Below are 22,667 nucleotides of genomic sequence, written 5' to 3' on the forward strand. Positions count from 1 at the left end.
TGTAAGAACTTCCTTACACGTGAAACGCTAACACCCTGACGCTCGTGGGCACCTCAGGGTTTCTCCCCGACCCGCCCAGGGTTCTCAGGCGGTCAGGGCGGCTTCGGTCAGGACGAGCGCCATCGCGGTCTCGGCGGCGCCGATCGCCGGGCCCTGCGAGCCGAGCGCGGCGGGGACGACCGGGGGCAGGGCGTCGCGGCGCCAGGCCATCACACCCTCGGCGGTGCCGGCGTGCAGGGCCGGGCCGGCGACGTCGAGCAGGTCCACGCCGAGACCGCCGAGGGTGACGACGGCCGGGTCGACGGCGTTGATCAGGGCGCCGACACCCCGCCCGAGGGCCGCGGCGACGGCCCGGCACGCGGCGGCCGCCGCGGGGTCACCGTCGCGGGCGGCGGCGATGGTCCGCTCGGCGAACGCCCGCGGGTCGGCCGGCGCGCGGCGGCCCAGGTGGCGGGCCATGGCACGGCCGTCGACCTCGAGGTCCCAGCAGCCGCCGGCACCGCACGGGCAGCGGCGGGACGGGTCGCCGAACGGCAGGTGGCCGAACTCGCCGCCCGCGCCCGCCGCGCCGAGCACCGGGCGGCCGTCGACGATGAGCACGCCACCGACGCCGACCTCGACCGTCAGGTGCAGGGCCACGCCGACGCCTTGCGCGGCGCCGCGCAGCGCCTCGGCGACCCCGGCGAGGGAGGCGTCGTTGCCGACCGCGAGCGGCAGGGACGTCAGGACGCCCAGGTCGACGCCGCGCCAGCGCAGGTTCGTCGCCTCGATCAGGGTCCGGCCGTGGACGGTGCCGGGGATCGCGACGCCGACCGCCCGCAGCCGGGGGCCGTGCAGCGCGGCGAGCGCGTCCCGTACCAGCGGAAGGACGGCGGAAGCGGGCTGGCCGAGGAGCCGGTGGACGGGCGCGGCCGCGAGCGCCCCACCGATCGCCGCGGTCGTCACCGTCCAGGTCGCGTGGGTGATGTCGACGACGGCGACGAGCGGCCCGTCGGGGTGCGGGACCAGCACCGCCGTCGGACGGCCGCGGCCGCCGGTCTGCGGGGCGGGCGCCTCCGCGAGCAGCCGCGCCGCCCGCAGCCGGCCCATGATGCCGGCCGCCGAGCCGCTGCTCAGCCCCAGCCGCGCCGCCGCCTCGGCCCGCGTGATCCCCGGCGTCCGGTGCGCGCACCGCAGCATCGCGAGCGCCCCCTGCGCCCGCAGCGTCTCCGCCCGATGGTCCATGGGTGCCGATCCTGCCCGTCATACATTATGCTCGCGGGACGAGTTTAAAGGAGGCGCCATGTCGGTGCTCGGCGTGCTCGCCGGAATCCTCACCACCGGATGCTGGCTGCCACAGCTCGCCCGGTCATGGCGGACCAGGTCCGTCGGCGACATCTCGTGGTTCTACCTGCTCGCTCTCGCCTCCGGGGTCGCGCTCTGGGTGGCGTACGGCGCATCCCAGGGCGACCTGCCGATCGTCCTCACCAACGCGGCGACGGGCACGGCACTGGTGACCCTTTCCGTCATGAAGCTCCGGTACCGACAGGAGGACACCGCATGAAAGCAGTCCTGCTCGACATGGACGGCACACTCGTCGACTCCGACAGCGCCGTCGAACGCGCCTGGCACCACTGGGCGGCCGAACACGCCGTCCCCGTCGACGTCCTCACCCCGATCCTGCACGGCAACCCCGCCGCGACCACGATCCGCGTCGTGCGCCCCGACCTCGACGACACCGCCGTCGCGGCCGCCGCCCAGCGCAACCTGGAGCTGCAGTACGACGACCTCGCCGACGTCACCGCCACCCCCGGCGCCGCACGGCTGCTACGGACCCTCGACGAGCTCGGCGTGCCGTGGGCGGTCGTGACCAGCGCCGACCGGCGGCTCGCCACCGCCCGCCTGCACGCCGCCGGCCTGCCCGTCCGACACCTCGTCACCGTCGAGGACACCCCCCGCGGCAAGCCCGACCCGGCCCCCTACCTGGCGGGCGCCACCCTGCTCCACGCCGACCCGCGGGACTGCCTCGTCGTCGAGGACTCCCAGCCCGGCATCGACGCCGGCCGGGCCGCCGGCATGCGCGTCGCGGCACTGCGCGGCCTGCCCGGCGACCTGCGCATCCGCGACCTCGACGAGCTCGCGGACACGTTCACGGCTTGAACAGCACCTTGACCGTGCCGTCCTTCTTCGCCTGGAACTTCTCGTACGCCACCGGCGCCGCGTCCAGCGGCACCCGGTGCGTCGCGAACGTGTCCACCCCCAGCGGGTCCCCGTCACCCGTCAGCAACGGCAGGATCGCCGGCACCCAGCGCTTCACGTTCGCCTGACCCATCCGCAGCTGGATCTGCTTGTCGAACAGCACCATCATCGGCAACGGATCCGCGGTACCGCCGTACACGCCGGACAGTGAGATCGTCCCGCCGCGACGCACCGCGTCGATCGCCAGGTGCAGCGCCGCCAACCGGTCCACGCCGGTCTTCTCGATCAGCTTCTGCGCCGCCACGTCCGGCAGGAACCCGACGATCGTCTGCGCCAGCTTCCCCACCGGCGACCCATGCGCCTCCATACCGACCGCGTCCACGACCGAGTCCGCGCCCCGACCGCCGGTCAGGTCCCGGACCACGTCGGCGACGTCGTCGACCTGCGTCAGGTCGATCACCTCCACACCGTTCGCCCGGGCCCGCTCCAACCGCTCCGGGACCAGGTCCACACCGATGACCCGCAGCCCCCGGTGCATCGCCACCCGCGCCGCCATGTCCCCGATCGGCCCCAACCCCAGCACCGCGAGGGTCCCGTTCGCCGGGACAGCCGCGTACTCGACCGCCTGCCACGCCGTCGGCAACACGTCCGACAGATACACGAACCGGTCGTCCGCCGGCCCCTCCGGCACCTTGATCGGCCCGAACTGCGCCTGCGGCACCCGCAGGAACTCCGCCTGAGCGCCCGGCACCTGCCCGTACAGCTTCGTGTACCCGAACAGCGCCGCACCCTTGCCCGCCGACCGCACCTGCGTCGTCTCGCACTGCGTCATCAGCCCCTGCGCGCACATGAGACAGTGCCCGCACGCGATGTTGAACGGGATCACGACCCGGTCACCCTGTTTCAGGTGCGCGATGTCCGCACCGACCTCCTCGACGACCCCCATCGGCTCGTGCCCGAGAATGTCACCCTCACTCATGAACGGCCCCAGCACCTCGTACAGATGCAGGTCCGAGCCGCACAGCCCGCTGGACGTGAGCCGGATGACGATGTCGTTCGGCTCCTGGATCACCGGGTCCGGAACCGTCTCCACCCGGACGTCCCGCCTACCGTGCCACACCACAGCCTTCACGGCCCCTCCTCCGTCTCGCTTCCCCCCTCCCCGCTACCCGCCCCCAGCCCCTGGAAACGAACCAGGCCAACCGCCGACCCGCCCGCCCCCGCGAGAAGCCCGGCGCAGGTCGCGCGGGATTGAGCACCATCGCTAACAAACCCGGCGGGGAAACCGGGTTCTGGCAAATCTTGACGGAACGTTGATCAGCCAGTATGAATGCATCGAGAGCGCTCTCCCGTCCTCACCGCCACGAACGGGAGACCACCCATGTCCCGATCACGCACGGTCCGAATGCTCGCCGGTGCGGGCGCAGCCCTGCTGGGCAGCGTCTTCGTCGCGCTCGCGCAGGCACCACCGGCCAACGCCGCCGACCTCAACCTGACCCAATACGTCAACCCGCTGATCGGCACCGACGACAGCAACTCCCCCAACCCTGTCGGCGGCGGCGCCGGCGGCTCCACGTTCCCCGGCGCCACCGTGCCCTTCGGCATGACCCAGTTCAGCCCCGACACCCCCACCGCGTCCCCGTCCGGATACCGCGACAAGGACCGCACCATCGAGGAGTTCAGCCTCACCCACTTCAACGGCGCCGGCTGCGCCAACAACGAGGACCTCGGCCTGCTGCCCGTCACCGGCGCCCTCGGCTCCTCCCCCGGCACCGCCTGGACCAGCTACGCCTCCGCGTACACGAAAACCAACGAGAGCGCGTCCGCCGGCTACTACAAGAACCGCCTCGACAAGTACGGCGTCGACGCCGAACTGTCCGCCACCACCCGCACCGGCGCGCTGCGCCTCACCTACCCCAACACCACCACCGCACGGCTGCTCATCAACACCAGCCGGTCCGCCACCGGCAACCGCAGCGGCACCGTGAACATCTCCGGCAGCAACGTCACCGGCAGCGTCACCGCCGGCGGGTTCTGCGGATCCAGCAAGACCTACCAGATCTACTACTCGATCCGCTTCGACCGGGCCCCGTCCTCCGTCGGCACCTGGAACGGCGGCACCATCAGCAACGGATCCACCAGCACCAGCGGCGTCAACACCGGCGCGATCATCACCTGGGACACCAGCAGCAACCGGACCGTCAACGCCACCGTCGCGCTGTCGTTCGTGAGCACCGCCAACGCCACCGCCAACCTCAACGCCGAAACCGGCGCGTTCGACACCATCCGCAGCAACGCCGACGCCGCCTGGAACACCGCCCTCAACCGCGTCCAGGCCACCGGCGGCAGCGCCACCGAACTGCAGAAGTTCTACACCGCGCTGTATCACGTGATGGTCAACCCCAACATCGCCAGCGACGTCAACGGCCAGTACCGCGGCTTCGACAACGCCGTGCACACCGCCAGCCACCCCGTCTACCAGAACTACTCCGGCTGGGACATCTACCGCTCGTGGGCCGCGCTCATCGCGTTCATCGCCCCCGACGTCGCCAGCGACATCATGAAGTCCATGGTCCTCGACGGCCAGCAGGGCGGCCTGCTGCCCAAGTGGTCGCAGCAGACCAACGAGGACTTCGTCATGACCGGCGACCCCGGCCCGATCATCGTGTCCAGCGCGTACGCGTTCGGCGCCCGCGCCTTCGACACCGCCGCCGCGCTCCAGCTGATGAAGAACGCCATCGCCGGCGGCACCATGCAGGGCTCCCCGATCCGCGGCCGCCAGTCGGAGTACGCGTCGAAGACGTACATCCCCGGCGCACCGTCGGACTCCATGGAGTACTCGGCCTCGGACTTCGCCGTCGCCCAGTTCGCCAAGGCCACCGGCGACACCGCCACCTACAACTCGGCGATGACCCGCGCCCAGTACTGGCGCAACACGTTCAACACCGAGTCCGGGTACATCCACCCGCGCAACAGCGACGGCAGCTGGCCGTGGCCGCTCAACCCCGCCCAGGAGAGCCCCTTCACCGAGGGCAACGCCGCCCAGTACACCTGGATGGTCCCCTACAACCTCGGCGGCGTCATCAACCTCATGGGCGGACCCACCACCGCGGTGCAGCGCCTCGACCACCACTTCACCGAGCTCAACGGCGGGCTCTCCCGGCCGTACTTCTACATCGGCAACGAACCCGAGCACAACGTGCCGTGGGCGTACAACTTCGCGCAGCGGCCCGGCAAGACCGCCGGCGCCGTCCGCCGCGTCATGACCGAGTCCTTCACCACCGGCGCCGGCGGCCTGCCCGGCAACGACGACCTCGGCGCCACCTCCGCCTGGTACGTCTGGTCCGCGATGGGCATGTACCCGGTCACCCCGGGCGCCGACACCCTCGCCATCCACGGCCCCACGTTCCCGTCGGTGCTCATCCAGCGCTCCGCCGGCAACATCCAGATCAACGGCGGCAGCTCCACCAACGCCTACGTGCAGAGCCTCACCCGCGACGGCGCCGCCGTGTCCAACAACTACCTGCGCTACCCCGACCTCGCCGCCGGCGGCACCCTCCAGTACACGATGGGCGGCAGCGAGTCCAGCTGGGGCACCGGCGCCGGCAACGTCCCGCCGTCCTTCACCGACGGCGCCACCCAGCCGCCGACCCCGGCCAACCTCGGCACCAACCTGGCCCTGAACAAGGCCGCCACCGGCTCCACCGCCTGCGCCGCCGCCGAGTCCGCGGCCAAGGCCGTCGACGGCAGCCTGCAGAACAACAGCAAGTTCTGCACCAGCACCGCCCCGCGCTTCCTGCAGGTCGACCTCGGCTCCAACCAGACCGTCAGCACCTTCGTGCTCAAGCACGCGGGCCTCGGCGGCGAGTCGACCGGCTGGAACACCGGCGCGTACACCATCTCCACCTCCACCGACGGCACCACCTGGACCCAGGTCGTGTCCACCACCGGCAACCGCTCCAGCCGCACCCAGCACTCGATCACGGCACGGACCGCCCGCTACGTGAAGGTCGACATCGGCACCCCCGCCAACGACGGCAACACCGCGGCGCGTCTCTACGAGTTCGAGGTGTACGGCGGCGGCACCCCGTCCGGCAACCTCGCCCTCGGTAGGCCGGCCACCGCCGACTCGTCCTGCGGCACCACCGAAGGCCCCGAGAAGGCGGTCAACGGCAGCGTCTCCGGCGGCAACTCCGACAAGTGGTGCTCGCTCGGCACGACCAAGTTCCTCCAGGTCGACCTCGGCAGCACCGTCCACATCGGATCGCTGGTCGTCCGCCACGCCGGCGCCGGCGGTGAGGACGCGGCCTGGAACACCCGCGACTACGACCTGGTGACCTCCACCGACGGCTCCACCTGGACCACCGCCGCACAGGTCCGCGGCAACACCGCCAACGTCACCACCACCACGACCAACGTCAACGCCCGCTACATCCGCATGAACATCATCACCCCGACCCAGAACACGAACACGGCCGCACGCGTCTACGAGTTCGAGGCGTACAGCTGACCCTGTGAACACGGCGAGGACCCGGGCTGGACGATGGCCCGGGTCCTCGCCGTTGTCGTTTCCTGGGGCCGGGGTCACGGCCCGCAGGCCATCCTAGGACACTAGTTCACCGTCTCAGCCAGGCAAAACGTCCGCCGGGACGGCCGGGGGATGCGAAGATCGACATGAGCCCGACCGCGGAGGAGCACCGGCGTGAGCAAGCCGTCACGGACTGACGACGAGCCGCAGCGCCTCGCCGCGCTCGCCGAGACAGGGATCCTCGACACCCGGGCGGAGGCGGACTTCGACGACATCGCCGCGCTCGCCGCCGACATCTGCGACGCGCCGATCGCGATGGTGTCGATGGTCGACGCCGACCGGCAGTGGTTCAAGGCCCGCGTCGGGTGGGAGCTCGAGGAGGGCGCCCGGGAGGACTCCTTCTGCACCCACGTCGTGCGCGACCGCCAGCTGCTGGAGATCGACGACACGGTCACCGACCCGCGCTTCGCCGGCAACCCGGCCAACGCCGAGCACGGCGTGCGCTTCTACGCGGGTGCCCCGATGCTGCTGCAGGACGGCCACGCCGCCGGCACCGTGTGCGTCATGGACCGGCGGCCCCGGCAGCTGACCCTGCAGCAGCGCCGCGCCCTGCGCTCCCTGGCGCGGCACGCCGCCGCGCATCTGGAGCTGCGGCGGTACGCCCGCACCATCGGCGACACCGCGGACCGGCTCCGCGAGCTGGACCGGCTCAAGGACTCGTTCCTGGCCAGCGTCAGCCACGAGCTGCGCACCCCGCTGTCGTCGGTGCGCGGCTACATCGAGGTGCTGCTCGACGAGGACGAGGCGACCAACGACCCGGAGACCGTGCGCCGCTTCCTGGCCGTCATGCAACGCAACGCCGACCGCCTGCTGCGCCTCATCGACGACCTGCTGCTGGTCGCCCGCCTGCACGAGACGGGGCTGCAGCTGGACATGGTGGAGATCGACCTGGCCGAGCTCGCCTACCAGGCGAGCCTCACCTCCCGCCCGATCGCCGAGCACAAGCGGCTCAGCCTCACCGCCCGCACCGACCACCCGGTGCCGACCACCGGCGACCCCGAACGCCTCGCCCAGGCGCTCAACCACCTGCTCTTCAACGCCGTCAAGTTCACGCCCGCGGGCGGGCACGTCACCATCGCCACGACCGCCGAGCCGCAGCCGACGCTGACGATCGCCGACACCGGCGTCGGCGTGCCCGCCGAGGACCTGCCGCACGTCTTCGACCGCTTCCACCGCAGCAGCACCGCCGACCACCTCGCCGCCCAGGGCGCGGGCCTCGGCCTCACCATCGTGAAGGCCATCATCGAGGCCCACCACGGCGACATCACCGTCGCCAGCATCCCCGGCCAGGGCACCACGGTCCAGCTGACCCTGCCCGCCACGGCTCCCCCGCCGCGCGACGGCCCGGCCTGACCCCACCCGTCCCCGGCCGGTTCACCGGTCCCGCCGCGGGACGGGTCAGCGTAAGCCCGCGTGCTGCCGGTCCGGCCGCGCCGGGACGCCCCGCTCCGCGGCGGTGCGGCCGGTGCGGTCGGTGCGCCGGACCCGCCGCGCCACCGCCCGGACGGCGATGACGAACCCGAGTCCCGCGGCGACGGCGAACTTGACCACGCCCTTGTCCCACAGCAGGCCGTTCACGCCCGCCCACAGCAGCAACGGCCACGACCGGTCGTCGTGCTGCCCCCACAGCGCCGTCGCCAGCAGCATCGTCGTCACCGCCGCCGCGCCCCCGACCAGCAGCACAGTGCCGGCCCCCCGCCAGATCCTCCGCATACATCCGAACCTATGCCCGGCCCGCCCCTCGTTCATCGAGCCCCGGGTGGATTCCCGCCTCCACCCCAGGGTGTAGCCCGGGGTGGTACCGCAGACCGAGCCGGCCCGGCCCCGCGGAGTACCTCAGGTCCTACGCCGGGGGCGTCAGGTCGCCGACGGCGTCGGCGTAGTAGGTGCTGCCGAGGTGGAACGCGACCTGCCGCAGCGTCCACGCGCCGCCCTCGGCCCGGTCGAGCCGCTCGTCGTCGAGGGCCCGCAACCGCAGCGCCCAGATCATGCCGAGGCGGTGGAGCCTGCTGTACGCCTCGTCGAAGTCCTCCTCGGTGAACGGGGCGAGATCGGCGGGCGTGGTCACGGCCGAGGCATGCCAGTGGTCGGGCGGTGGCGGCGCGCCGGCGAGGCGGGCCTCCAGCTCGGCGAGGTGGTCGACGAGGTGGTCACCGAGCCGGCGGACGGCCTTGTGCGGCGTGTACACCCGGTCGCCGGCGGGAACCGGCCGCCCGTCCCACGCGGGCCAGGTCCTGGCGAGCCGCAGCGCGTGCGCCACGGCCTCCTCGATGACGCGGGCAGGGTCGCGGCCGTCTACTTCGGGAACGTCGTCGCTCATGCCCGCGAACGTAGCGCCGGCACCGTTCGGCCCCCGCCGAACGAACGGCGGACCCCGGCACGGCGGCTCAGGCGAAGCGGATGTGGACCGGGCTCACCGGCGCGGTCTCGGGCGCGAACGCGAACGCGGTCAGGGCCTCCCGCACCACGGCGAGGGTGTCGGCGCCCACGAGGGCGACCCAGGCCTGCTCGGCGGCGAGGCCCGCGGTGCGCATCGCGTCGACCGCGCGCGCCCCAGCCGCGGTGAGCTCCAGGCGCCGCACGCGACCGTCGGCGCCCCCGGCCTGCCGCCCCAGCAGACCCTCGGCGTGCAGGGTCGCGCAGATCTTACTGATCGCCTGGGTGGTCATGCCGAGCCGGTCGGCGAGCTGGGTGACGGTGTCGAGACCGTCGCCGATGAACAGCAGCGTGAGCGACTGCGACGGGGTCAGGTGACCGTAGCCGACGGTGGACAGCTCGCCGAGCACGTTGCGCACCAGCCGCTCGCAGCAGGCGGCCAGCAGCACGCCCAGGTCGTGCCCGGCGGCCGGGGCCGCCGAGGGGGCCTCACTCATGCCAGCACCTTACCGGCAGGACGGCACCTCCCGGGCCTTGACTACGCAACTCGGATACGTATCTAATTTACGTAACTCGGTTACCAATAGGAGGAGTCATGGAGCTGGCACCTGGCATCACGGTCGCGGAGCTGCGGGACGGCCGGCGGGGCGTCGCGGTGTACTTCGTGCGGGCGGCGAGCTGCGCGGTCTGCCTGCGGCACGTCAAGGAGCTGGCCGGGCTGCGGCTCGCCGACCGCGGGGTGACCCCGGTCGTCGTCGTGCCCGGCGAGGACGCGCAGGCCGACCGGGTCCGCCGGGTCGCCGGCCCGGTCCGCGTGGTGGCGTCGCCGGGCGCGGAGGCGCACCACGCCGCCGGGCTGCCCCGCTCGATGCTGCTCCAGCACAGCGGCACCCTGCTCGTCGACGCCGCGGGCGAGGTCCGCTACCGGCTCGCCACGACCCTGCCGATGGGCAGCTTCGACGCGGCCGCGCTCACCGCCGCGGTCGACGCCCTGTAGCAGCACCCTGTAACGGCACCCTGGCAGGGGTGTGACGTCCCGTACAGCCGCTCAGCTCCGCCCGCGGGATCCCGATGCGCAGTGGACACCGAACTCTGACGCACCGGGGGACAGACGACATGAGCACCACCACCGACCGCCGCGCACCCGCCGCGAGGCGCGCCGGCGCGAGACCGGGCACACCGGTACCGACGCCGCAACCGCAGACAGGTCGGTGGTGGGCGCTCGTCGTGCTCGCCATGGCGCAGCTCATGGTCGTCCTCGACGCCACGATCGTGAACATCGCGCTGCCCACCGCGCAGCGGGACCTCGGCTTCTCCGACGGCGGCCGGCAGTGGGTCGTCACCGGCTACGCGCTCGCGTTCGGCAGCCTGCTGCTGCTCGGCGGGCGGCTGTCGGACCTGTTCGGCCGCAAGCGGATGTTCCTCGTCGGCCTGGTCGGCTTCGCCCTGGCGTCCGCGCTCGGCGGCGCCGCGCAGGGCCTCACCATGCTCATCGTCGCCCGCGCGCTGCAGGGCGCGTTCGGCGCCGCGCTCGCCCCGGCCGCGCTGTCGCTGCTGTCGATCACGTTCCCCGACCCGAGGGAGCGCGGCAAGGCCTTCGGCATCTACGGCGCGATCTCCGGCGCCGGCGGTGCCGTCGGCCTGCTCCTCGGCGGCGTCCTCACCGAGTACGCGTCGTGGCGCTGGTGCCTCTACGTCAACCTCGTCATCGCCGCGCTCGCCGTCGCCGGCGGGCTGCTCAAGCTGCGCGACGAACCCGCCCGGACCCGCGGCCGCATCGACGTCCCCGGTGCGGTGACGGCCGTCGTCGGCCTGGTGTCGCTGGTGTACGGCCTGGCGAACGCCGAATCGGACGGCTGGAGCGACGCGATGACCCTCGGCCCGGTGACCGTCGGCGTGCTGGTCCTCATCGCGTTCGTCGCCATCGAACGGCGGGTCGAGCACCCGCTCCTGCCGCTGCGCGTCGTGCTGGACCGCAACCGGGGCGGCTCCTACGCCGCGGTCGGCATCGCCGGCGCCGGCATGTTCGGCATCTTCCTCTTCCTCACCTACTACATGACGGGCGTCCTGGGCTTCACCCCGATCCAGACCGGCTGCGCGTTCCTGCCGATGCTCGCCGCCATCATGCTGTCGGCGACCACCGCCGGCTCGATCCTCACCCCGCGGGTCGGCCCGCGCCCGCTCGTCCCGCTCGGCGCCCTCACCGCCGGCGCCGGCATGCTGCTGATGACCCGGCTCGACCTGCACTCCACGTACGCCACCGGGGTGCTGCCCGGCCTGCTCGTCATCGGCCTCGGCATGGGCCTCATCTTCGCCCCGACGCAGAACGCCGCCACCTCCGGCGTCGCCCACACCGACGCCGGCGTCGCCTCCGCGATGATCAACACGACGCAGCAGATCGGCGGGTCCATCGGCACCGCGCTGCTCAGCTCGTTCGCGGCGAGCGCCGCCGGCGACTACATGGCCGGCAGGAAGCCGACGCCGCAGCTGGCCGCGCAGGCCGCCATCGAGAGCTACCACACGGTGTTCTGGTGGTCCGCCGGCTTCTTCCTCCTGTGCGCCCTCGTGTCGGCCGTCCTGTTCCGCACCGGCCCCCTCGACGTCGACCCCGACGCCCCTCGCGCCATGGCGCACTGACCGCACTCTTTTTCGAGAAGCCGCTCCCTCCGGGGGCGGCTTCTCGCGTGTCATGCCGGCGGGCCCGCTGGACCTCAGCGCGGGGACGCGCCGCCGTCGATGTCCACCGTGGCGCCGGTGACGAACCCCGCCTCCGCCGAGACGAGGTAGACGGCGGCCGCGGCGACCTCGGCAGCGGTCCCGCCGCGGCCCACCGGCAGCGCCGCCACGGTCGCCGCCCGCCGCTCCGGGGTGCTGAACGTGGCGTGGAAGTCGGTGTCGCCGATGTAGCCGGGCGCGAGGGCGTTGACGGTGATCCGGTCCGGCGCGAGCTCCTTCGCCAGGCCCTTGGTCAGGCCGATGACACCGGCCTTCGCGGCGGAGTAAGCGACCGCGCCCGGCCCGCCGCCGTTGTGCGCCGCGAGGGACGCCATCGTGACCACCCGCCCCGCCCCGGACGCCCGCAGCGCCGGCAACGCGGCCCGCACGGTCCGGAACGTGGCGGTGAGGTTGACGTCGGTGACGCGCGCGAAGTGCTCGTCGCTCATGTCGGCGACCGCGACCCGCCCGACCAGGTGCCCGGCGTTGCAGACGAGGATGTCGAGGCCGCCGAGGTACTGCGTCGCCTCGCCGACGAACCGGTCGACCTCCGCGGTGTCGGTCACGTCGCCCCGCACCGCCAGGGCCCGCCGGCCCAGCCCCGCGATCCGCTCGACGACCGCGGCGGCCCGGTCCGCGGACCGCCCGTGGTGCACCACGACGTCCGCGCCGTGCTCGGCGAGCGCCACCGCGATCGCCGCGCCGATCCCGTGCCCCGCCCCGGTGACGAGGGCCCGCCGCCCCGTGAGATCGAACATGCTGCCGCCTTCCGGTCGTAACTGGACGGCGCCTTCTACGGTGCCGCGCATGACAGAGACATTCTTCGCCCTCTTCGGGTTCACATTGTTGTTCGAGCCGCCCGCCGTCGCCGGAGTCATCGGGACGGCCCTCACACTGACGCTCCGGCGCCGGCTCGGCAAGGCGTTCTGGCCGGCGCTGCTCGGCTTCCTCGTGCTGGTGGCGCGGAAGATGGTCGAGGTGTACGTCGACTTCGCCGAACTCCGCGACGACTGGATCAGGCTGGAGTTCGCCCTGGACGCCGCCTGGTCGGCGCTGCTCACCGTCGCCTTCTTCATCGTGGCCACCCACCGCCACGCCCCCACGGCACCCCCGGACCCGACCACCTGACACCTCCACGGGAACCACCGTCCCCCGCCGGGATTCTGCACGGGTATGGATGCCGCAAGCAGCCCTGCCCCGACACGGACGGCAACGCCGGCCGGCCCACCACCACCGACGCGGACGCAGGTGGCAACGCCGGCCGGCACACAGCCGCTGACGCCGACACGGACAGCGACGCCGACCCGCACACAGCCGCCGAGAGCGACGCCGACCCGGACGCGGGTGACAGCGCCGGCCGGCACACAGCCGCCAAGACCGACACCGACAGCAACGCGGGACGGCACACTGCCGCCAGGACAGACGTGGACGGCGGCACGGACGGCGGGGCCGACGCGGACCCGGACGCGGGTGACAGCGCCGGCTGGCACACAGCCGCTGAGACCGACGCGGACGGCAGCGCAGACGGCAGGGCCGACGCGGACACGGACGCGGGTCACGGCGCCGGCCGGCACACAACCGCTGAGACCGACACCGACAGCAACGCGGGACGGCACACTGCCGCCGGAACCGACGCGGACGGCGGCGGTCGCCGGTGCGCTGCCGCTGCGGCGAATGTGGGTGGTGACGCTGGTCGGCGTGCTGCTGCTGTCGGCGTGCACCACGGCACCGGTGTCGGAGCCGCGACCGTCGCCGACCGCTTCCGCGGCACCGCCGCCCGTCTCCGCAGCGCCCGCGTCCGTCTCCGTGGCGCCGGTGGCCCAGCGGGACTGCGCGAGCCTGGTCAGCGTCGGGCTGGGCGGCGACGCGTGGCGCGCGGCGCCTGTGGCGGGGCCGGCCGCGTTCGGGGCGCTCGACTACCGCTGGGGCGACCGGGCCGCCTTCGCGGAACGGGCCCCGGACGCGCAGGGCTGGCGCCGGTTCAAGGTGGCGCTGCGGCTGCGCGGCGGCACACCCGCGACGGTCACCGTGCCGGCCGCGCGGCGTGCGGTCGCCGCCCTCACCTACCGCAACGGCCTCGACGACACCGTCTCCTTCGCCGCCTGCGGCGCCGCGACGGACCCGCCCACGAGCGAGTTCGCCGGTGGCTTCGCGGTGCGGGAGGCGGTCTGCCTGCCGGTCGAGGTCACCTGGCCAGGCGGCACCGCCCGGGTCGTGCTCGACCTCGGCGTGGGCGGCTGCTGAGCCACAACGGCCCGCCGGTGGGGCGGACCCGGTGCACGTGAACGATCCCCGTCATGCCCAGAACCTACCGCGGGGGTACGACAGAAAACCCGGTCAGGAGGCGGGCCACCTCCGGCGTCGGCGCGGCGTCCACCGGGGTCTGGCCGGCGTGGTCCGCGGCGTCGGGGTCGGCGCCGGCGGCGAGGAGCGCCCGGAGGAGGGTCGGCGACGCGCCGCGGCGGACCGCGAAGTGCAGCGGCGTGCGGCCCAGCCGGTCGCGGGCGCCGGCGTCGAGGCCGGCGGCCAGGAGCCGGTCCAGGACCCGCAGCCGCGCGCCGGCGGGGAACAGCCACGGCAGCAGGTGCACGAGGGTCCGGCCGTGCGCGTCCAGCAGCCTCGGGTCCAGGCCCTCGTCCAGAAGCGCCTCGACCGCGGTCGCCTCGCCGTGCATGACGTACGCCAGCAGCTGTGACCGCAGCTTCAGCAGCGGCGTCGGCAGCCAGCCCCCGCCGGTCCGCCAACCGCGGACGGCGACCGCGCAGCCGGGCTCGACCCGGCCCGCGAGGGCCTGCAGGGCCAGCTCGCGGGTCAGCTCCTCCGGCGGGTGCGGCACGTGCAGCGTCCCGTCGCGGACGGCGACCTGATGCCACGTGCCGCCGCAGCTGAGCTCCACCGGCCCGGGCAGCCGCGGAGGCGCCGGCATCGTCGGAGCGCCGCGGGCCGACAACAGCGTGCCGCGGGCCGGGAAGAGCGCCGCGCCGACGAGCGGGTGCAGCTGCGCCGGGTCGAGCTCGCCGCCGCGCAGCTCGTCGAGGACGGCCGGCCAGTGCTGGGCGGCGCGGGGCAGCGCGGGCACGCCCGCCGGCGGGCCGCTGTGGGTGGGCACGACCCGCACGCGGGGGCGGGGCCCGTCGAGACGGTCGAGCAGCATCCCGAGGAACGACGGCATCGGCGCCAGGACGACGTCGGCGCCGGTGCTCTCCGCCAGGTGGCGGGCCCGTTCGGCGAGCATCGTGAGCCCGGGCCGGTAGTGCCGCAGCAGGTGCTCGGGCGCGTCGACGTCGAACCCGGCCTCGTCCCACGCCTCCGCGACCCGCCCCTTCGCGAGCAGCTGCGTGGCGCGTTCGGAGCGGCCCTCGTGGTCGTCGCGGCCGAGCTCCACCACGGGCAGCGGGGTCCCGGCGGCGTTGAAGAACGGCAGCCGGGTGCGGCCGCCGCAGCGGGCCAGCAGCTCGGTGGTGTGGCGGTCGTCCCAGCGTTCCCGGTTCAGGTGCAGGCCCTGCTCGACGTGCCCGGCGGCGACCGGCTCGGCGCGCAGCCGCAGCCGCTGCGGCTGGTCGGTCACGTCCGGGCCGTGCACGGTCAGGCCGACGCCGCCCTCGTACAGGGCGAGCGGCGTCACCGCTCGGGCGCCGTTGAGCGGCTCGGGCCTGAGCGGCAGGTGCCAGCGCAGCAGGTCCGGCACCAGGTGGGCGAGGTCGTCGGCGACCCGCCCGGCGACGTCCGCGCCGTGCCGGGCGGCGACGGCCGCCAGGTCCAGCTCGACGGCGACGTTCGCCACCGCGCAGGCGCCGCGCCAGTCACCCGCGAGGCGCAGCCGCGTGGCCTCTTCGATCATGTCCGCCGGCACCCCGTAGCGCCGCACAGGCAACCCCCGTTCACGTGAGTGGCATCCCCCGGTCACCGGCCGGACAGCTTAGTGCGCGGGGTGTTCGCGTTTCGTACAGTGCCCAGTGTGAAGGGCTCAGTGAACGGCGACGGCGGACTCCCGGCCGGGGTCGAGGTGTACTCGCTGACGGCCGACGGCACGGCGCTGCTGACGTCCCGGACGGGCCGCGGCGACCTGCTCGACCCGGCCGAGCTGCTGCCGTTCATCGACAGCGGGCAGCACGCCCGGTATCTGATCGGCGACGCGCTGACGTCGCCGGAGCGGCCCAGCAACGCGACCTACAAGCTGGGCCTGATGCGGGGGCACAGCGCGTTCACGCCGCACGCGCACGGCGGGGAGCACTTCGTGCTGAGCCTCGGCTACGCGGCGTGCGGGCTCTACGACGACGAGCGGCAGGAGGCGGTGACGGTGCGGCTGACGCCGGGCGTCATGCTCCGCATCCCGGCGCTGCTGCCGCACTCGTTCATCAACCGGGGCGACGGCCGGCTGCTGATCCTCGCCGCCAACACCGGCTTCGGCATCGACCACGAGGACTACGCGATCACCGCCGAGGAGGCGGAGCGCCGCGCGACCGCGGAGCCGCCGCACCACAGCGAGCTGGACTATCCGGCCCTCGCCAAGGCGCTGCGCGCCGTCGGCGAGGCGCCGTCACCGGGTGGGATGACCTTGCGGGAGCGGGCGGCCCGGGCCGCCCGCCGTCTCGCCGTGCGTCTGGAGGGACCGGCATGATCTGCCCGCACTGCACCGCCAACCTGAAGCGCACCGAACGCACCGGCAAGACGTGCGGCAAGTGCCGGAAGTCGTTCGTGTTCGACCCGAAGGACAACCCGCTCGCGCTGCACGACGTGAAGGTGCGCCGGCTCACCGGGAAGCTCAGCGAGGACAACCACTGGTACACGGTGACGCAGCTCTGGTACGCGGCCGCCCGCAAGACCAACAAGGCCGCCACCGACGGCACCGCCGGCTGCGGCGTGGTCGTGCCGCTGCTGCTCGGCGCCGTCCTGCTCGCCGTCGGCGTCTTCGGTGACGTGCTGCCGCTCGCGATCGTCGGCGGGGCGCTGCTCACCATCGGTATCGTGATCGTCGTGCTGCGGCTGGTCGGCGTCTTCAAGCGCGAGGTCGCCGTGAAGATGCCGCTGGACCAGTTTCGCAAGGAGATCCTCGGCGGCTGGAGCCGGATCTACCTGAAGCCGCCCGGCGGGATCATCGACGAGGCCCACGTGCGGCCCGGGCCGCCGCCGCAGCAGCCGGCGTTCGCGATCCTGTCCCCGGACCCGTCCGTGCTCGCCTGCCTGCGCGTCAACGAGGTCGAGCGCTACTTCAACGCCGCGCTCGCCGCGAACGTGGCCGCGCTGCCGCCGTCGGTCCCGGTCGCGGTGCTGCGCGACGCGAGCCTCGACGGTGAGGTGTTCCTCGCGACCACCCGCCACGAGCTGCGCGGCCGGCGGGTCGTCGACCTGGGCCTGCGGCCACGGACCGTGCTCGCGACGAAGGACCCGTTCAAGCTGCGCACGAAGGCCCGGCAGCCGGAGCGGGTCGCGTGGCTGAAGGCGCAGACGGACCTCACGCCGAAGGAGCTGGACTGGCTCGGCGAGGGCTGGTCGTCGCCGGTCGCGGCGCTGCGCCCGGCGCAGCTGCTGGCCCGGGTCAAGAAGGTCGCCGAGCACCTGCGCACGTCCACCGGGCCCGACCGTGACGAGAAGGCCGCGATGGCGGTCGGCTTCATGACGTGGCCGGGCGAGTGAGCGCCGTCGACCGGGCGCTGGCGTCGGCGGCGGTGCGGGCCGGGGCGCCGGGACGGATCCGGTTCACCCGCCGGCAGCTGTACTACGAGGTGTGCCGGGGGCTGCTGCCACTGCACCGGCTGCCGCGCCGGCTGCGGTTCACGCTGCCCGCGCCCGTCGGCTACGACCGGTTCGTCGCGGCGCTGGACCGGCACGGCCCCGTCCCGGGCCTCCTGGACGATCCCGCCGGGCGGACGGCCGTGCCCGGCGACGACGTGCCCGACCTGTACGACTACGGCCTCCCCCGGCTCCTCGTCTGCCAGGACGCGGCGATCGCCGGGATGCTGCTCGCCAACGACCTGCACATGGAGTCGGCGTGCCCGGTGTTCGCGGAGCGGGACCTGCCGCTCGACCCGCGCCTGACCGACGCGCTGCGGCGTACCGGCGACGCGGCCGTCTTCGTCCTGCACGACGCGAGCGCCGCCGGGTACGCGACCGTCGAGGCCGTCCGCGAGTGGGCCGGTGAGCTGCGCGTCCACCCGCTGGGGCTGCGACCGGTGCACGCCGCGGCGCTGCACCTGACCACCGGCCCGCGGGCCACCGCCGTGGACCTGGACGCGCCGGCGGGGCTGGAGCCGTGGGAGGTGCGCCGGCTGCGGGCCGGGCACACCGTCGAGGTCGCCGCCGTCAACCCGGCCCGCCTGCTGCGCACCGTGCACCGCCTGGTCCGGGGGCAGTCCCGGACCCGCCGCCGATCCGCCCGCCTCCGGCAGCTGCAGGCCGCGGGCTTCATGACCTGGCCCGCCGCATGACAGGAGAGCTGTGAGCCACTACCGGGAGATCCAGTTCACCGACGAGCTGCTCAGCGACCGCAGCGTCCATCGCCGCTTCGCCGACGGCCGGGAGGAGTGGCGCCGCCGCGCCGGCGACCACTACGTGCAGTGGCAGGACAACTCCGGCCGCAGCGGCATCGACGAGATCCTCGGCAACCGCATCATCAAGCGCACCTACAGCACCGGCCAGGTCGTGTACGGCCGCGACCAGGGCTACGGCCGCACCGCCTGGGGCGACGGCACGCTGACGGTGAACCGCACCTCGTTCGGCGGCCGCACCGGGGCGATCCTCGCCGCGGTCGGCGCCGGCGCGCTGCTCGGCGCGGTCGTCGCGCCGCCGCTGATGATGTCGCCGATCGAGGAGGAGGAGCTGCGCCGCCAGGCCCAGCAGCAACAGCAGTCCTCCTCCGGCGACGGCGGCGACGACGGGGGCGACTCCGGCAGCTGGTCCGACGACCACGACGGCGACAGCGGCTCCGACGACGACTTCGGCTGAGCCGCGGAAGGCTGAGCCGCAGGAAGCTGAGCCGCAGGAACAGCAACAGGGAACGGACAGGAGGACCCCGTGGCACGCATCGCGGCGACACTCGGTGACCCGCAGGCGCTGACCGGGCTCGGCGCCCGGCCGGTCGCCTCGGCGGGGCCGGTCACGCTCGGCATCGTCAACGGCGAGCCGGGGTTCGCGGAGGGGCCGTTCGCCGCCGGTGACCTGCACGCCGTCGGCGAGGTCGTCCTGCACAACCGGGCCGAGCTGCTCGCCGCCCTCGCCCGGGCCGGCGACCCCGCACCGCCGGAGACCCCCGACGGTGCGCTGCTGCTGCGGGTGTACGCCCGGCTCGGCGCCGCCGGTGTCCGCGCGGCCGACGGCATGTTCGTCCTGGTCGTCGCCGACGGGACCGACCTCGTCGTCGTCCGCGACCACGTCGGGGCGCGCACCGCCTTCCACGCCCGGTCCGGGTCCGGCACCTGGGCCGTGTCGACGTCGCTGCGGGCGCTGCGGCACTGGCCGGACCTGAGCACCGGCCTGAACCTCGCCGCGGTCCGGTCGTTCCTCACGTTCGCGTACCTGCCCGGCGACGAGACGCTCCTGCGCGGCGTCCACGAGGTGCTCCCCGGCCGGATCGTGCGGCTGCGCGGCGGAGCCGGCCACGAGGGCACCGTCCGGGAGGAGGTGTTCTGGGAGGCGACCGAGGCGATCGACGAGACGGTCACCGCCGACGGGCACGCCGCGACGCTGCGGGCGCTGCTGGAGCGGGCGACGAGCCTGCGCCTGCCGCAGGCCGAACCCGCCGCGGTCCTGCTGTCCGGCGGCGTCGACAGCAGCCTCGTCACCGCGCTCGCGGCGAAGCTGCACGACCAGGAGGTCCGCACGTACAGCATCAGCTTCGGTCATGAGCTGCCGAACGAGCTGGCGTACTCGGGGCTCGTCGCCGCCCACTGCAACACCCGCCACCAGATCCTCAGCGTCTCCGGCGAGGCGGTCGCGGCTCGGCTCGCGGACACGGTCGCGCTGCTGGACAGCCCCGTCGGCGACCCGCTGACCGTGCCCAACCTGATGCTCGCCGAGGCGGTCGCCGGCGACGGGATGCGGGTCGTGCTCAACGGCGAGGGCGGCGACCCGGTCTTCGGCGGCCCGAAGAACCTGCCGATGCTGCTGTACGAGTTGCACCGCGACGACCCGTCCCCGGACGCGCGGTCGCTGGCGTACCTGCGCTCCTACCGCAAGTGCTACGGCGACCTGCCGGCGCTGCTGACCGCGGACACGCTGCGCGCCCTGGACGGCGAGCCCGGGCCGGAGCGCTTCGTCGCGCCGTACCTGTCCCCCGGCACGATGCGCTCCCACCTGAACCGGCTGCTGCACTGCAACCTGCGCACCAAGGGCGCCCACCACATCCTCACGAAGGTCGAGCGGCTCACCGCCGCGCGCGGGTTGCAGGGGCGCGCGCCGCTGTTCGACCGCCAGGTGATCGACCACGCGTTCACGGTCCCGCCGAGGTTGAAGCTCGCCGGTACCGACGAGAAATGGATCCTGAAAGAGGCGGTCCGGGACCTGCTGCCGGCGACCATCATCGACCGCCCCAAGAGCGGCATGCGGGTGCCGGTCCAGCAGTGGCTGAGCGGGCCGCTGAAGGAGCTCGCCGACGACGTGCTGCTCGGCAGCCGCACCAGCGGCCTGTTCGACCCCGTCACGATCCGCGCCTGGCTGCGCGGCGAGGGTGCGCTGCTGCCCCGCCAGGGCGGCAAGGTGTGGCTGGTGCTCACGCTCGAGCTCTGGCTGCGTGCCTACGATGTCGTGTGAACTTCGTTGACCTTCCCGACCCGCGCACCGGCCACATCCGCAGCCGCCTGGACTGCGGTGGCCCCGCCGAGGTGTCGGCGGCCGTCGCCGCCGCCCGCGCCGCCCTGCCCGCCTGGGCCGGACTGACCGCGAAGGAGCGCTCGCACCGGCTCCTCGCGCTGGTCGCGCTCATCGAGCAGCACCTCGACGCGTACGTCGCGGCCGAGGTCGCGGGCACCGGGAAGCCGACCGCGGACGCACGGGCGGAGGTGCTGAACGCCGCCGACGTGCTGCGCTTCTACGCCGGTGCGGTCCGCGCCGACCTCACCCCGGCCGCCGGGCACCGCATCCCCGGCCGGGAGAGCTGGGTGCGGTGGGAGCCGCTCGGAGTCGTGGCGGCGATCGTACCGTGGAACTATCCGCTGCTCATGGCGGCGTGGCGGCTCGGTCCGGCGCTCGCCGCGGGCAACACCGTCGTGCTGAAGCCGGCCGAGACCACCCCCGACACCGCGGTGCTGCTCGCCTCGCACGCGGCTTCGACGCTCGGCGCGGGCGTGCTGGTCGCGCTGCCCGGCGACCGCGACACCGGGCGGCTGCTCGTCGGCGCCGACGTCGACGCGGTCGCCTTCACCGGCAGCCAGGCCGGCGGGCTCGACGTCGTCGCCCGGGCCGGGCTGCGCCGGGTCAGCCTGGAGCTCGGCGGCAACTGCGCCGCCGTCGTCCTGCCCGACGCGCCCCCGTTCACCTACGACGAGCTGGTCGGCGCGTGCACGTACAACGCCGGGCAGAGCTGCGCCGCCCCGGCCCGCGTCATCACGCTGCGCTCCCACCTGGACGAGGTCGTCGACGGGCTCGCCGCCGCCATGCTCGCCCGCCGCGCCGGCCCCGACTTCGGGCCGCTGAACAACGCCGCCCAGCTCGCCCGCTTCGACGCGATCGTCTCCTCGTCCGCGGCCGGTGTGCGCCGCTCCGGCGCCCTGACGGTCGGCTCCGGCGAGACCGACGGGTTCTGGCGGGCCGGCCTGATCCTCGCCGACCTGCCGCCGGACGACCCGGCGGTCACGCAGGAGATGTTCGGGCCGGCGCTGACGGTACAGGCGGCGGACGACCTCGACGGCGTGGTCGCCCTCGCCAACTCCGTGCCGCAGGCCCTCGCAGCCAGCGTGTGGGGCACCGCGGTCGGTCCGTCGCTGCGGGTCGCCGGCCTGCTGGACTGCGGCGAGGTGTGGGTGAACTGTCACCTGGAGCAGACCGCGGAGCTGCCACACGGGGGCCGGCGCGGCTCCGGGCACGGCACCGACCTGAGCGTCCTGGCGCTCGCGGAGTACCAGCGCCCGAAGACCGTCACCGTGCGGCTATGAACACGTACTCCAGGCCGGGCCGGTCTGGCGCGTCGCGCACGTCCAGGACCGTGAACCCGGCGTCGTCGAGCGACCTCGTGACCTCCTCCCGGTCGCGGAAGCGGAGCGTGGAGTCGGAGTGCACTGTTTCGCCGTTCTGGAAGGTGTACGTGTAGCGGAACGACACGAACGGCGGCCGGACCTCGGTCACGGCCCTGCGTTCCTCCACGACGCCGACCCCGGGCACGTCACGTGTGTGCGGCCCGGGGTCCCGCGCCCAGCCCTCCCAGGCGCGGCGCTCGGGGCGCCGGGTCTCGAACACCAGCACACCGCCGGGCCGCAGGGCGTCGTGGATGCCGCGCAGGGTCGCGGCCCAGTCCCGGTCCTCCAGGAACACCTGGGCGACGTTGCCGGTCATCGTGGCCAGGTCGGCCTTCGGCGTGTCTTTTGGGATGGTGGTCGCGTCGCCGAGGATCCAGGTGATGCCGGGTGTCGTTGTCTTGGCCTGCGCCACCTCCAGTGATGCTTGCGCCGGATCGACCGCCGTCACCTGCTTGCCGCGCGCCGCCAGCAGGTGCGGGAGGCTGCCCGTTCCGCAGCCGATGTCGAGGACATGAGCGGCCTGGAACTCCTCGACGATGCCCAGGTACAGGCCGAGATCGGAGCGGTCGCCGTCGAACGCGTCGTAGATCGCGGCGAGGCGCGGATGGGTGAAGATGGCGTCGGGCACCCCCGCACTGTGG

22 protein-coding genes are annotated in these 22,667 nt (G+C 73.8%); 14 read left to right on the top strand and 8 right to left on the bottom strand.

Annotated features, from left to right (window positions below; genetic code table 11):
• Positions 1 to 84: 84 nt before the first annotated feature.
• Complete coding sequence (locus tag ABZ321_RS28065) at positions 85 to 1,224, bottom strand: ROK family protein (protein WP_354896518.1); 1,140 nt, start codon at positions 1,222 to 1,224, stop codon at positions 85 to 87.
• Positions 1,225 to 1,282: 58 nt separating this feature from the next.
• Here ABZ321_RS28065 and ABZ321_RS28070 point away from each other — a divergent pair, with 58 nt between their 5' ends.
• Positions 1,283 to 1,543, top strand: a complete 261-nt coding sequence (locus tag ABZ321_RS28070; protein WP_344499232.1) for a SemiSWEET family transporter — start codon at positions 1,283 to 1,285, stop codon at positions 1,541 to 1,543.
• Positions 1,540 to 2,139, top strand: a complete 600-nt coding sequence (locus ABZ321_RS28075; RefSeq protein ID WP_354896521.1) for an HAD-IA family hydrolase — start codon at positions 1,540 to 1,542, stop codon at positions 2,137 to 2,139. Before ABZ321_RS28070 ends, ABZ321_RS28075 begins: the two co-directional genes overlap by 4 nt.
• On the opposite strand, the gene ABZ321_RS28080 is transcribed toward ABZ321_RS28075, so the two are convergent.
• Positions 2,129 to 3,310, bottom strand: a complete 1,182-nt coding sequence (locus ABZ321_RS28080; protein ID WP_344499228.1) for an alcohol dehydrogenase catalytic domain-containing protein — start codon at positions 3,308 to 3,310, stop codon at positions 2,129 to 2,131. The two genes, ABZ321_RS28075 and ABZ321_RS28080, sit on opposite strands and share 11 nt — an antisense overlap.
• Before the next feature lie 249 nt (positions 3,311 to 3,559).
• Here ABZ321_RS28080 and ABZ321_RS28085 point away from each other — a divergent pair, with 249 nt between their 5' ends.
• Together ABZ321_RS28085 and ABZ321_RS28090 are read left to right on the top strand one after the other, a co-directional pair.
• Positions 3,560 to 6,688 (top strand): GH92 family glycosyl hydrolase, encoded by a 3,129-nt coding sequence (locus ABZ321_RS28085; RefSeq protein ID WP_354896524.1) that lies wholly within the window; start codon positions 3,560 to 3,562, stop codon positions 6,686 to 6,688.
• Between the two features lie 192 nt (positions 6,689 to 6,880).
• Entirely contained in the window at positions 6,881 to 8,119 is a 1,239-nt protein-coding gene (locus ABZ321_RS28090; RefSeq protein WP_354896527.1) for a GAF domain-containing sensor histidine kinase, read from the top strand.
• Between the two features lie 45 nt (positions 8,120 to 8,164).
• Here the strand turns inward: ABZ321_RS28090 and ABZ321_RS28095 are convergent, their stop codons facing one another.
• From ABZ321_RS28095 to ABZ321_RS28105, 3 genes are all read right to left on the bottom strand, one after another.
• Positions 8,165 to 8,479 (bottom strand): hypothetical protein, encoded by a 315-nt coding sequence (locus ABZ321_RS28095; RefSeq protein WP_354896530.1) that lies wholly within the window; start codon positions 8,477 to 8,479, stop codon positions 8,165 to 8,167.
• A gap of 130 nt (positions 8,480 to 8,609) precedes the next feature.
• Positions 8,610 to 9,086: a hypothetical protein gene (locus ABZ321_RS28100; RefSeq protein WP_344499220.1), complete on the bottom strand. Its 477-nt coding sequence runs from the start codon at positions 9,084 to 9,086 to the stop codon at positions 8,610 to 8,612.
• Positions 9,087 to 9,153: 67 nt separating this feature from the next.
• The gene (locus ABZ321_RS28105) at positions 9,154 to 9,639 is read right to left on the bottom strand and encodes a MarR family winged helix-turn-helix transcriptional regulator (protein ID WP_344499218.1); all 486 of its coding nucleotides are present in this window, start codon (positions 9,637 to 9,639) and stop codon (positions 9,154 to 9,156) included.
• Between the two features lie 98 nt (positions 9,640 to 9,737).
• On the opposite strand from ABZ321_RS28105, the gene ABZ321_RS28110 reads away from it, so the two are divergent.
• Positions 9,738 to 10,139 carry a redoxin family protein gene (locus ABZ321_RS28110; RefSeq protein ID WP_354896533.1) on the top strand — a complete coding sequence of 134 codons (402 nt, stop codon included), beginning with the start codon at positions 9,738 to 9,740 and terminating at the stop codon, positions 10,137 to 10,139.
• A 119-nt stretch (positions 10,140 to 10,258) separates the two neighbouring features.
• A complete protein-coding gene (locus ABZ321_RS28115; protein ID WP_354896536.1) occupies positions 10,259 to 11,779 on the top strand; it encodes a DHA2 family efflux MFS transporter permease subunit in 1,521 nt (506 codons plus the stop codon).
• Between the two features lie 74 nt (positions 11,780 to 11,853).
• On the opposite strand, the gene fabG is transcribed toward ABZ321_RS28115, so the two are convergent.
• A complete protein-coding gene (gene fabG, locus ABZ321_RS28120; protein WP_354896538.1) occupies positions 11,854 to 12,615 on the bottom strand; it encodes a 3-oxoacyl-ACP reductase FabG in 762 nt (253 codons plus the stop codon).
• A gap of 49 nt (positions 12,616 to 12,664) precedes the next feature.
• On the opposite strand from fabG, the gene ABZ321_RS28125 reads away from it, so the two are divergent.
• Together ABZ321_RS28125 and ABZ321_RS28130 are read left to right on the top strand one after the other, a co-directional pair.
• Positions 12,665 to 12,985 (top strand): hypothetical protein, encoded by a 321-nt coding sequence (locus ABZ321_RS28125; protein ID WP_354896541.1) that lies wholly within the window; start codon positions 12,665 to 12,667, stop codon positions 12,983 to 12,985.
• A 546-nt stretch (positions 12,986 to 13,531) separates the two neighbouring features.
• Positions 13,532 to 14,101 (top strand): hypothetical protein, encoded by a 570-nt coding sequence (locus tag ABZ321_RS28130; RefSeq protein ID WP_354896543.1) that lies wholly within the window; start codon positions 13,532 to 13,534, stop codon positions 14,099 to 14,101.
• 64 nt (positions 14,102 to 14,165) lie between these two features.
• Here the strand turns inward: ABZ321_RS28130 and ABZ321_RS28135 are convergent, their stop codons facing one another.
• A complete protein-coding gene (locus ABZ321_RS28135) occupies positions 14,166 to 15,698 on the bottom strand; it encodes an ankyrin repeat domain-containing protein (RefSeq protein ID WP_354896545.1) in 1,533 nt (510 codons plus the stop codon).
• A gap of 117 nt (positions 15,699 to 15,815) precedes the next feature.
• Between ABZ321_RS28135 and ABZ321_RS28140 the strand changes: the two genes are divergently transcribed.
• The 6 genes from ABZ321_RS28140 to ABZ321_RS28165 all read left to right on the top strand — a co-directional run bounded on the left by ABZ321_RS28140 (position 15,816) and on the right by ABZ321_RS28165 (position 21,945).
• Positions 15,816 to 16,478 (top strand): hypothetical protein, encoded by a 663-nt coding sequence (locus ABZ321_RS28140; RefSeq protein ID WP_344499204.1) that lies wholly within the window; start codon positions 15,816 to 15,818, stop codon positions 16,476 to 16,478.
• Positions 16,475 to 17,494 (top strand): hypothetical protein, encoded by a 1,020-nt coding sequence (locus ABZ321_RS28145; RefSeq protein WP_354896548.1) that lies wholly within the window; start codon positions 16,475 to 16,477, stop codon positions 17,492 to 17,494. Before ABZ321_RS28140 ends, ABZ321_RS28145 begins: the two co-directional genes overlap by 4 nt.
• Positions 17,479 to 18,285 (top strand): hypothetical protein, encoded by an 807-nt coding sequence (locus tag ABZ321_RS28150; RefSeq protein ID WP_354896551.1) that lies wholly within the window; start codon positions 17,479 to 17,481, stop codon positions 18,283 to 18,285. Before ABZ321_RS28145 ends, ABZ321_RS28150 begins: the two co-directional genes overlap by 16 nt.
• 10 nt (positions 18,286 to 18,295) lie before the next feature.
• Positions 18,296 to 18,802 carry a hypothetical protein gene (locus ABZ321_RS28155; RefSeq protein ID WP_344499198.1) on the top strand — a complete coding sequence of 169 codons (507 nt, stop codon included), beginning with the start codon at positions 18,296 to 18,298 and terminating at the stop codon, positions 18,800 to 18,802.
• A gap of 69 nt (positions 18,803 to 18,871) precedes the next feature.
• Positions 18,872 to 20,605, top strand: coding sequence for an asparagine synthase C-terminal domain-containing protein (locus ABZ321_RS28160; protein ID WP_354896554.1), 1,734 nt, complete (start codon positions 18,872 to 18,874; stop codon positions 20,603 to 20,605).
• A complete protein-coding gene (locus tag ABZ321_RS28165) occupies positions 20,602 to 21,945 on the top strand; it encodes an aldehyde dehydrogenase family protein (protein ID WP_354896557.1) in 1,344 nt (447 codons plus the stop codon). Before ABZ321_RS28160 ends, ABZ321_RS28165 begins: the two co-directional genes overlap by 4 nt.
• Here ABZ321_RS28165 and ABZ321_RS28170 read toward each other — a convergent pair.
• The gene (locus ABZ321_RS28170; protein WP_344499192.1) at positions 21,929 to 22,654 is read right to left on the bottom strand and encodes a class I SAM-dependent methyltransferase; all 726 of its coding nucleotides are present in this window, start codon (positions 22,652 to 22,654) and stop codon (positions 21,929 to 21,931) included. The genes ABZ321_RS28165 and ABZ321_RS28170 overlap by 17 nt on opposite strands.
• Positions 22,655 to 22,667 lie beyond the last annotated feature (13 nt).

It is taken from the genome of Dactylosporangium sp. NPDC006015, from assembly GCF_040614215.1.
GTDB lineage: Bacteria > Actinomycetota > Actinomycetes > Mycobacteriales > Micromonosporaceae > Dactylosporangium > Dactylosporangium maewongense.

What these genes read in the sequence shown, in the direction of transcription:
- ABZ321_RS28095 (WP_354896530.1), bottom strand. Translation starts at nt 8,479, where the DNA reads ATGCGGAGGATCTGGCGGGGGGCCGGCACTGTGCTGCTGGTCGGGGGC.
- fabG (WP_354896538.1), bottom strand. Translation starts at nt 12,615, where the DNA reads ATGTTCGATCTCACGGGGCGGCGGGCCCTCGTCACCGGGGCGGGGCAC.
- ABZ321_RS28145 (WP_354896548.1), top strand. Translation starts at nt 16,475, where the DNA reads ATGATCTGCCCGCACTGCACCGCCAACCTGAAGCGCACCGAACGCACC.
- ABZ321_RS28075 (WP_354896521.1), top strand. Translation starts at nt 1,540, where the DNA reads ATGAAAGCAGTCCTGCTCGACATGGACGGCACACTCGTCGACTCCGAC.
- ABZ321_RS28065 (WP_354896518.1), bottom strand. Translation starts at nt 1,224, where the DNA reads ATGGACCATCGGGCGGAGACGCTGCGGGCGCAGGGGGCGCTCGCGATG.
- ABZ321_RS28085 (WP_354896524.1), top strand. Translation starts at nt 3,560, where the DNA reads ATGTCCCGATCACGCACGGTCCGAATGCTCGCCGGTGCGGGCGCAGCC.
- ABZ321_RS28105 (WP_344499218.1), bottom strand. Translation starts at nt 9,639, where the DNA reads ATGAGTGAGGCCCCCTCGGCGGCCCCGGCCGCCGGGCACGACCTGGGC.
- ABZ321_RS28125 (WP_354896541.1), top strand. Translation starts at nt 12,665, where the DNA reads ATGACAGAGACATTCTTCGCCCTCTTCGGGTTCACATTGTTGTTCGAG.
- ABZ321_RS28130 (WP_354896543.1), top strand. Translation starts at nt 13,532, where the DNA reads ATGTGGGTGGTGACGCTGGTCGGCGTGCTGCTGCTGTCGGCGTGCACC.
- ABZ321_RS28070 (WP_344499232.1), top strand. Translation starts at nt 1,283, where the DNA reads ATGTCGGTGCTCGGCGTGCTCGCCGGAATCCTCACCACCGGATGCTGG.
- ABZ321_RS28135 (WP_354896545.1), bottom strand. Translation starts at nt 15,698, where the DNA reads ATGATCGAAGAGGCCACGCGGCTGCGCCTCGCGGGTGACTGGCGCGGC.
- ABZ321_RS28110 (WP_354896533.1), top strand. Translation starts at nt 9,738, where the DNA reads ATGGAGCTGGCACCTGGCATCACGGTCGCGGAGCTGCGGGACGGCCGG.
- ABZ321_RS28100 (WP_344499220.1), bottom strand. Translation starts at nt 9,086, where the DNA reads ATGAGCGACGACGTTCCCGAAGTAGACGGCCGCGACCCTGCCCGCGTC.
- ABZ321_RS28115 (WP_354896536.1), top strand. Translation starts at nt 10,259, where the DNA reads ATGAGCACCACCACCGACCGCCGCGCACCCGCCGCGAGGCGCGCCGGC.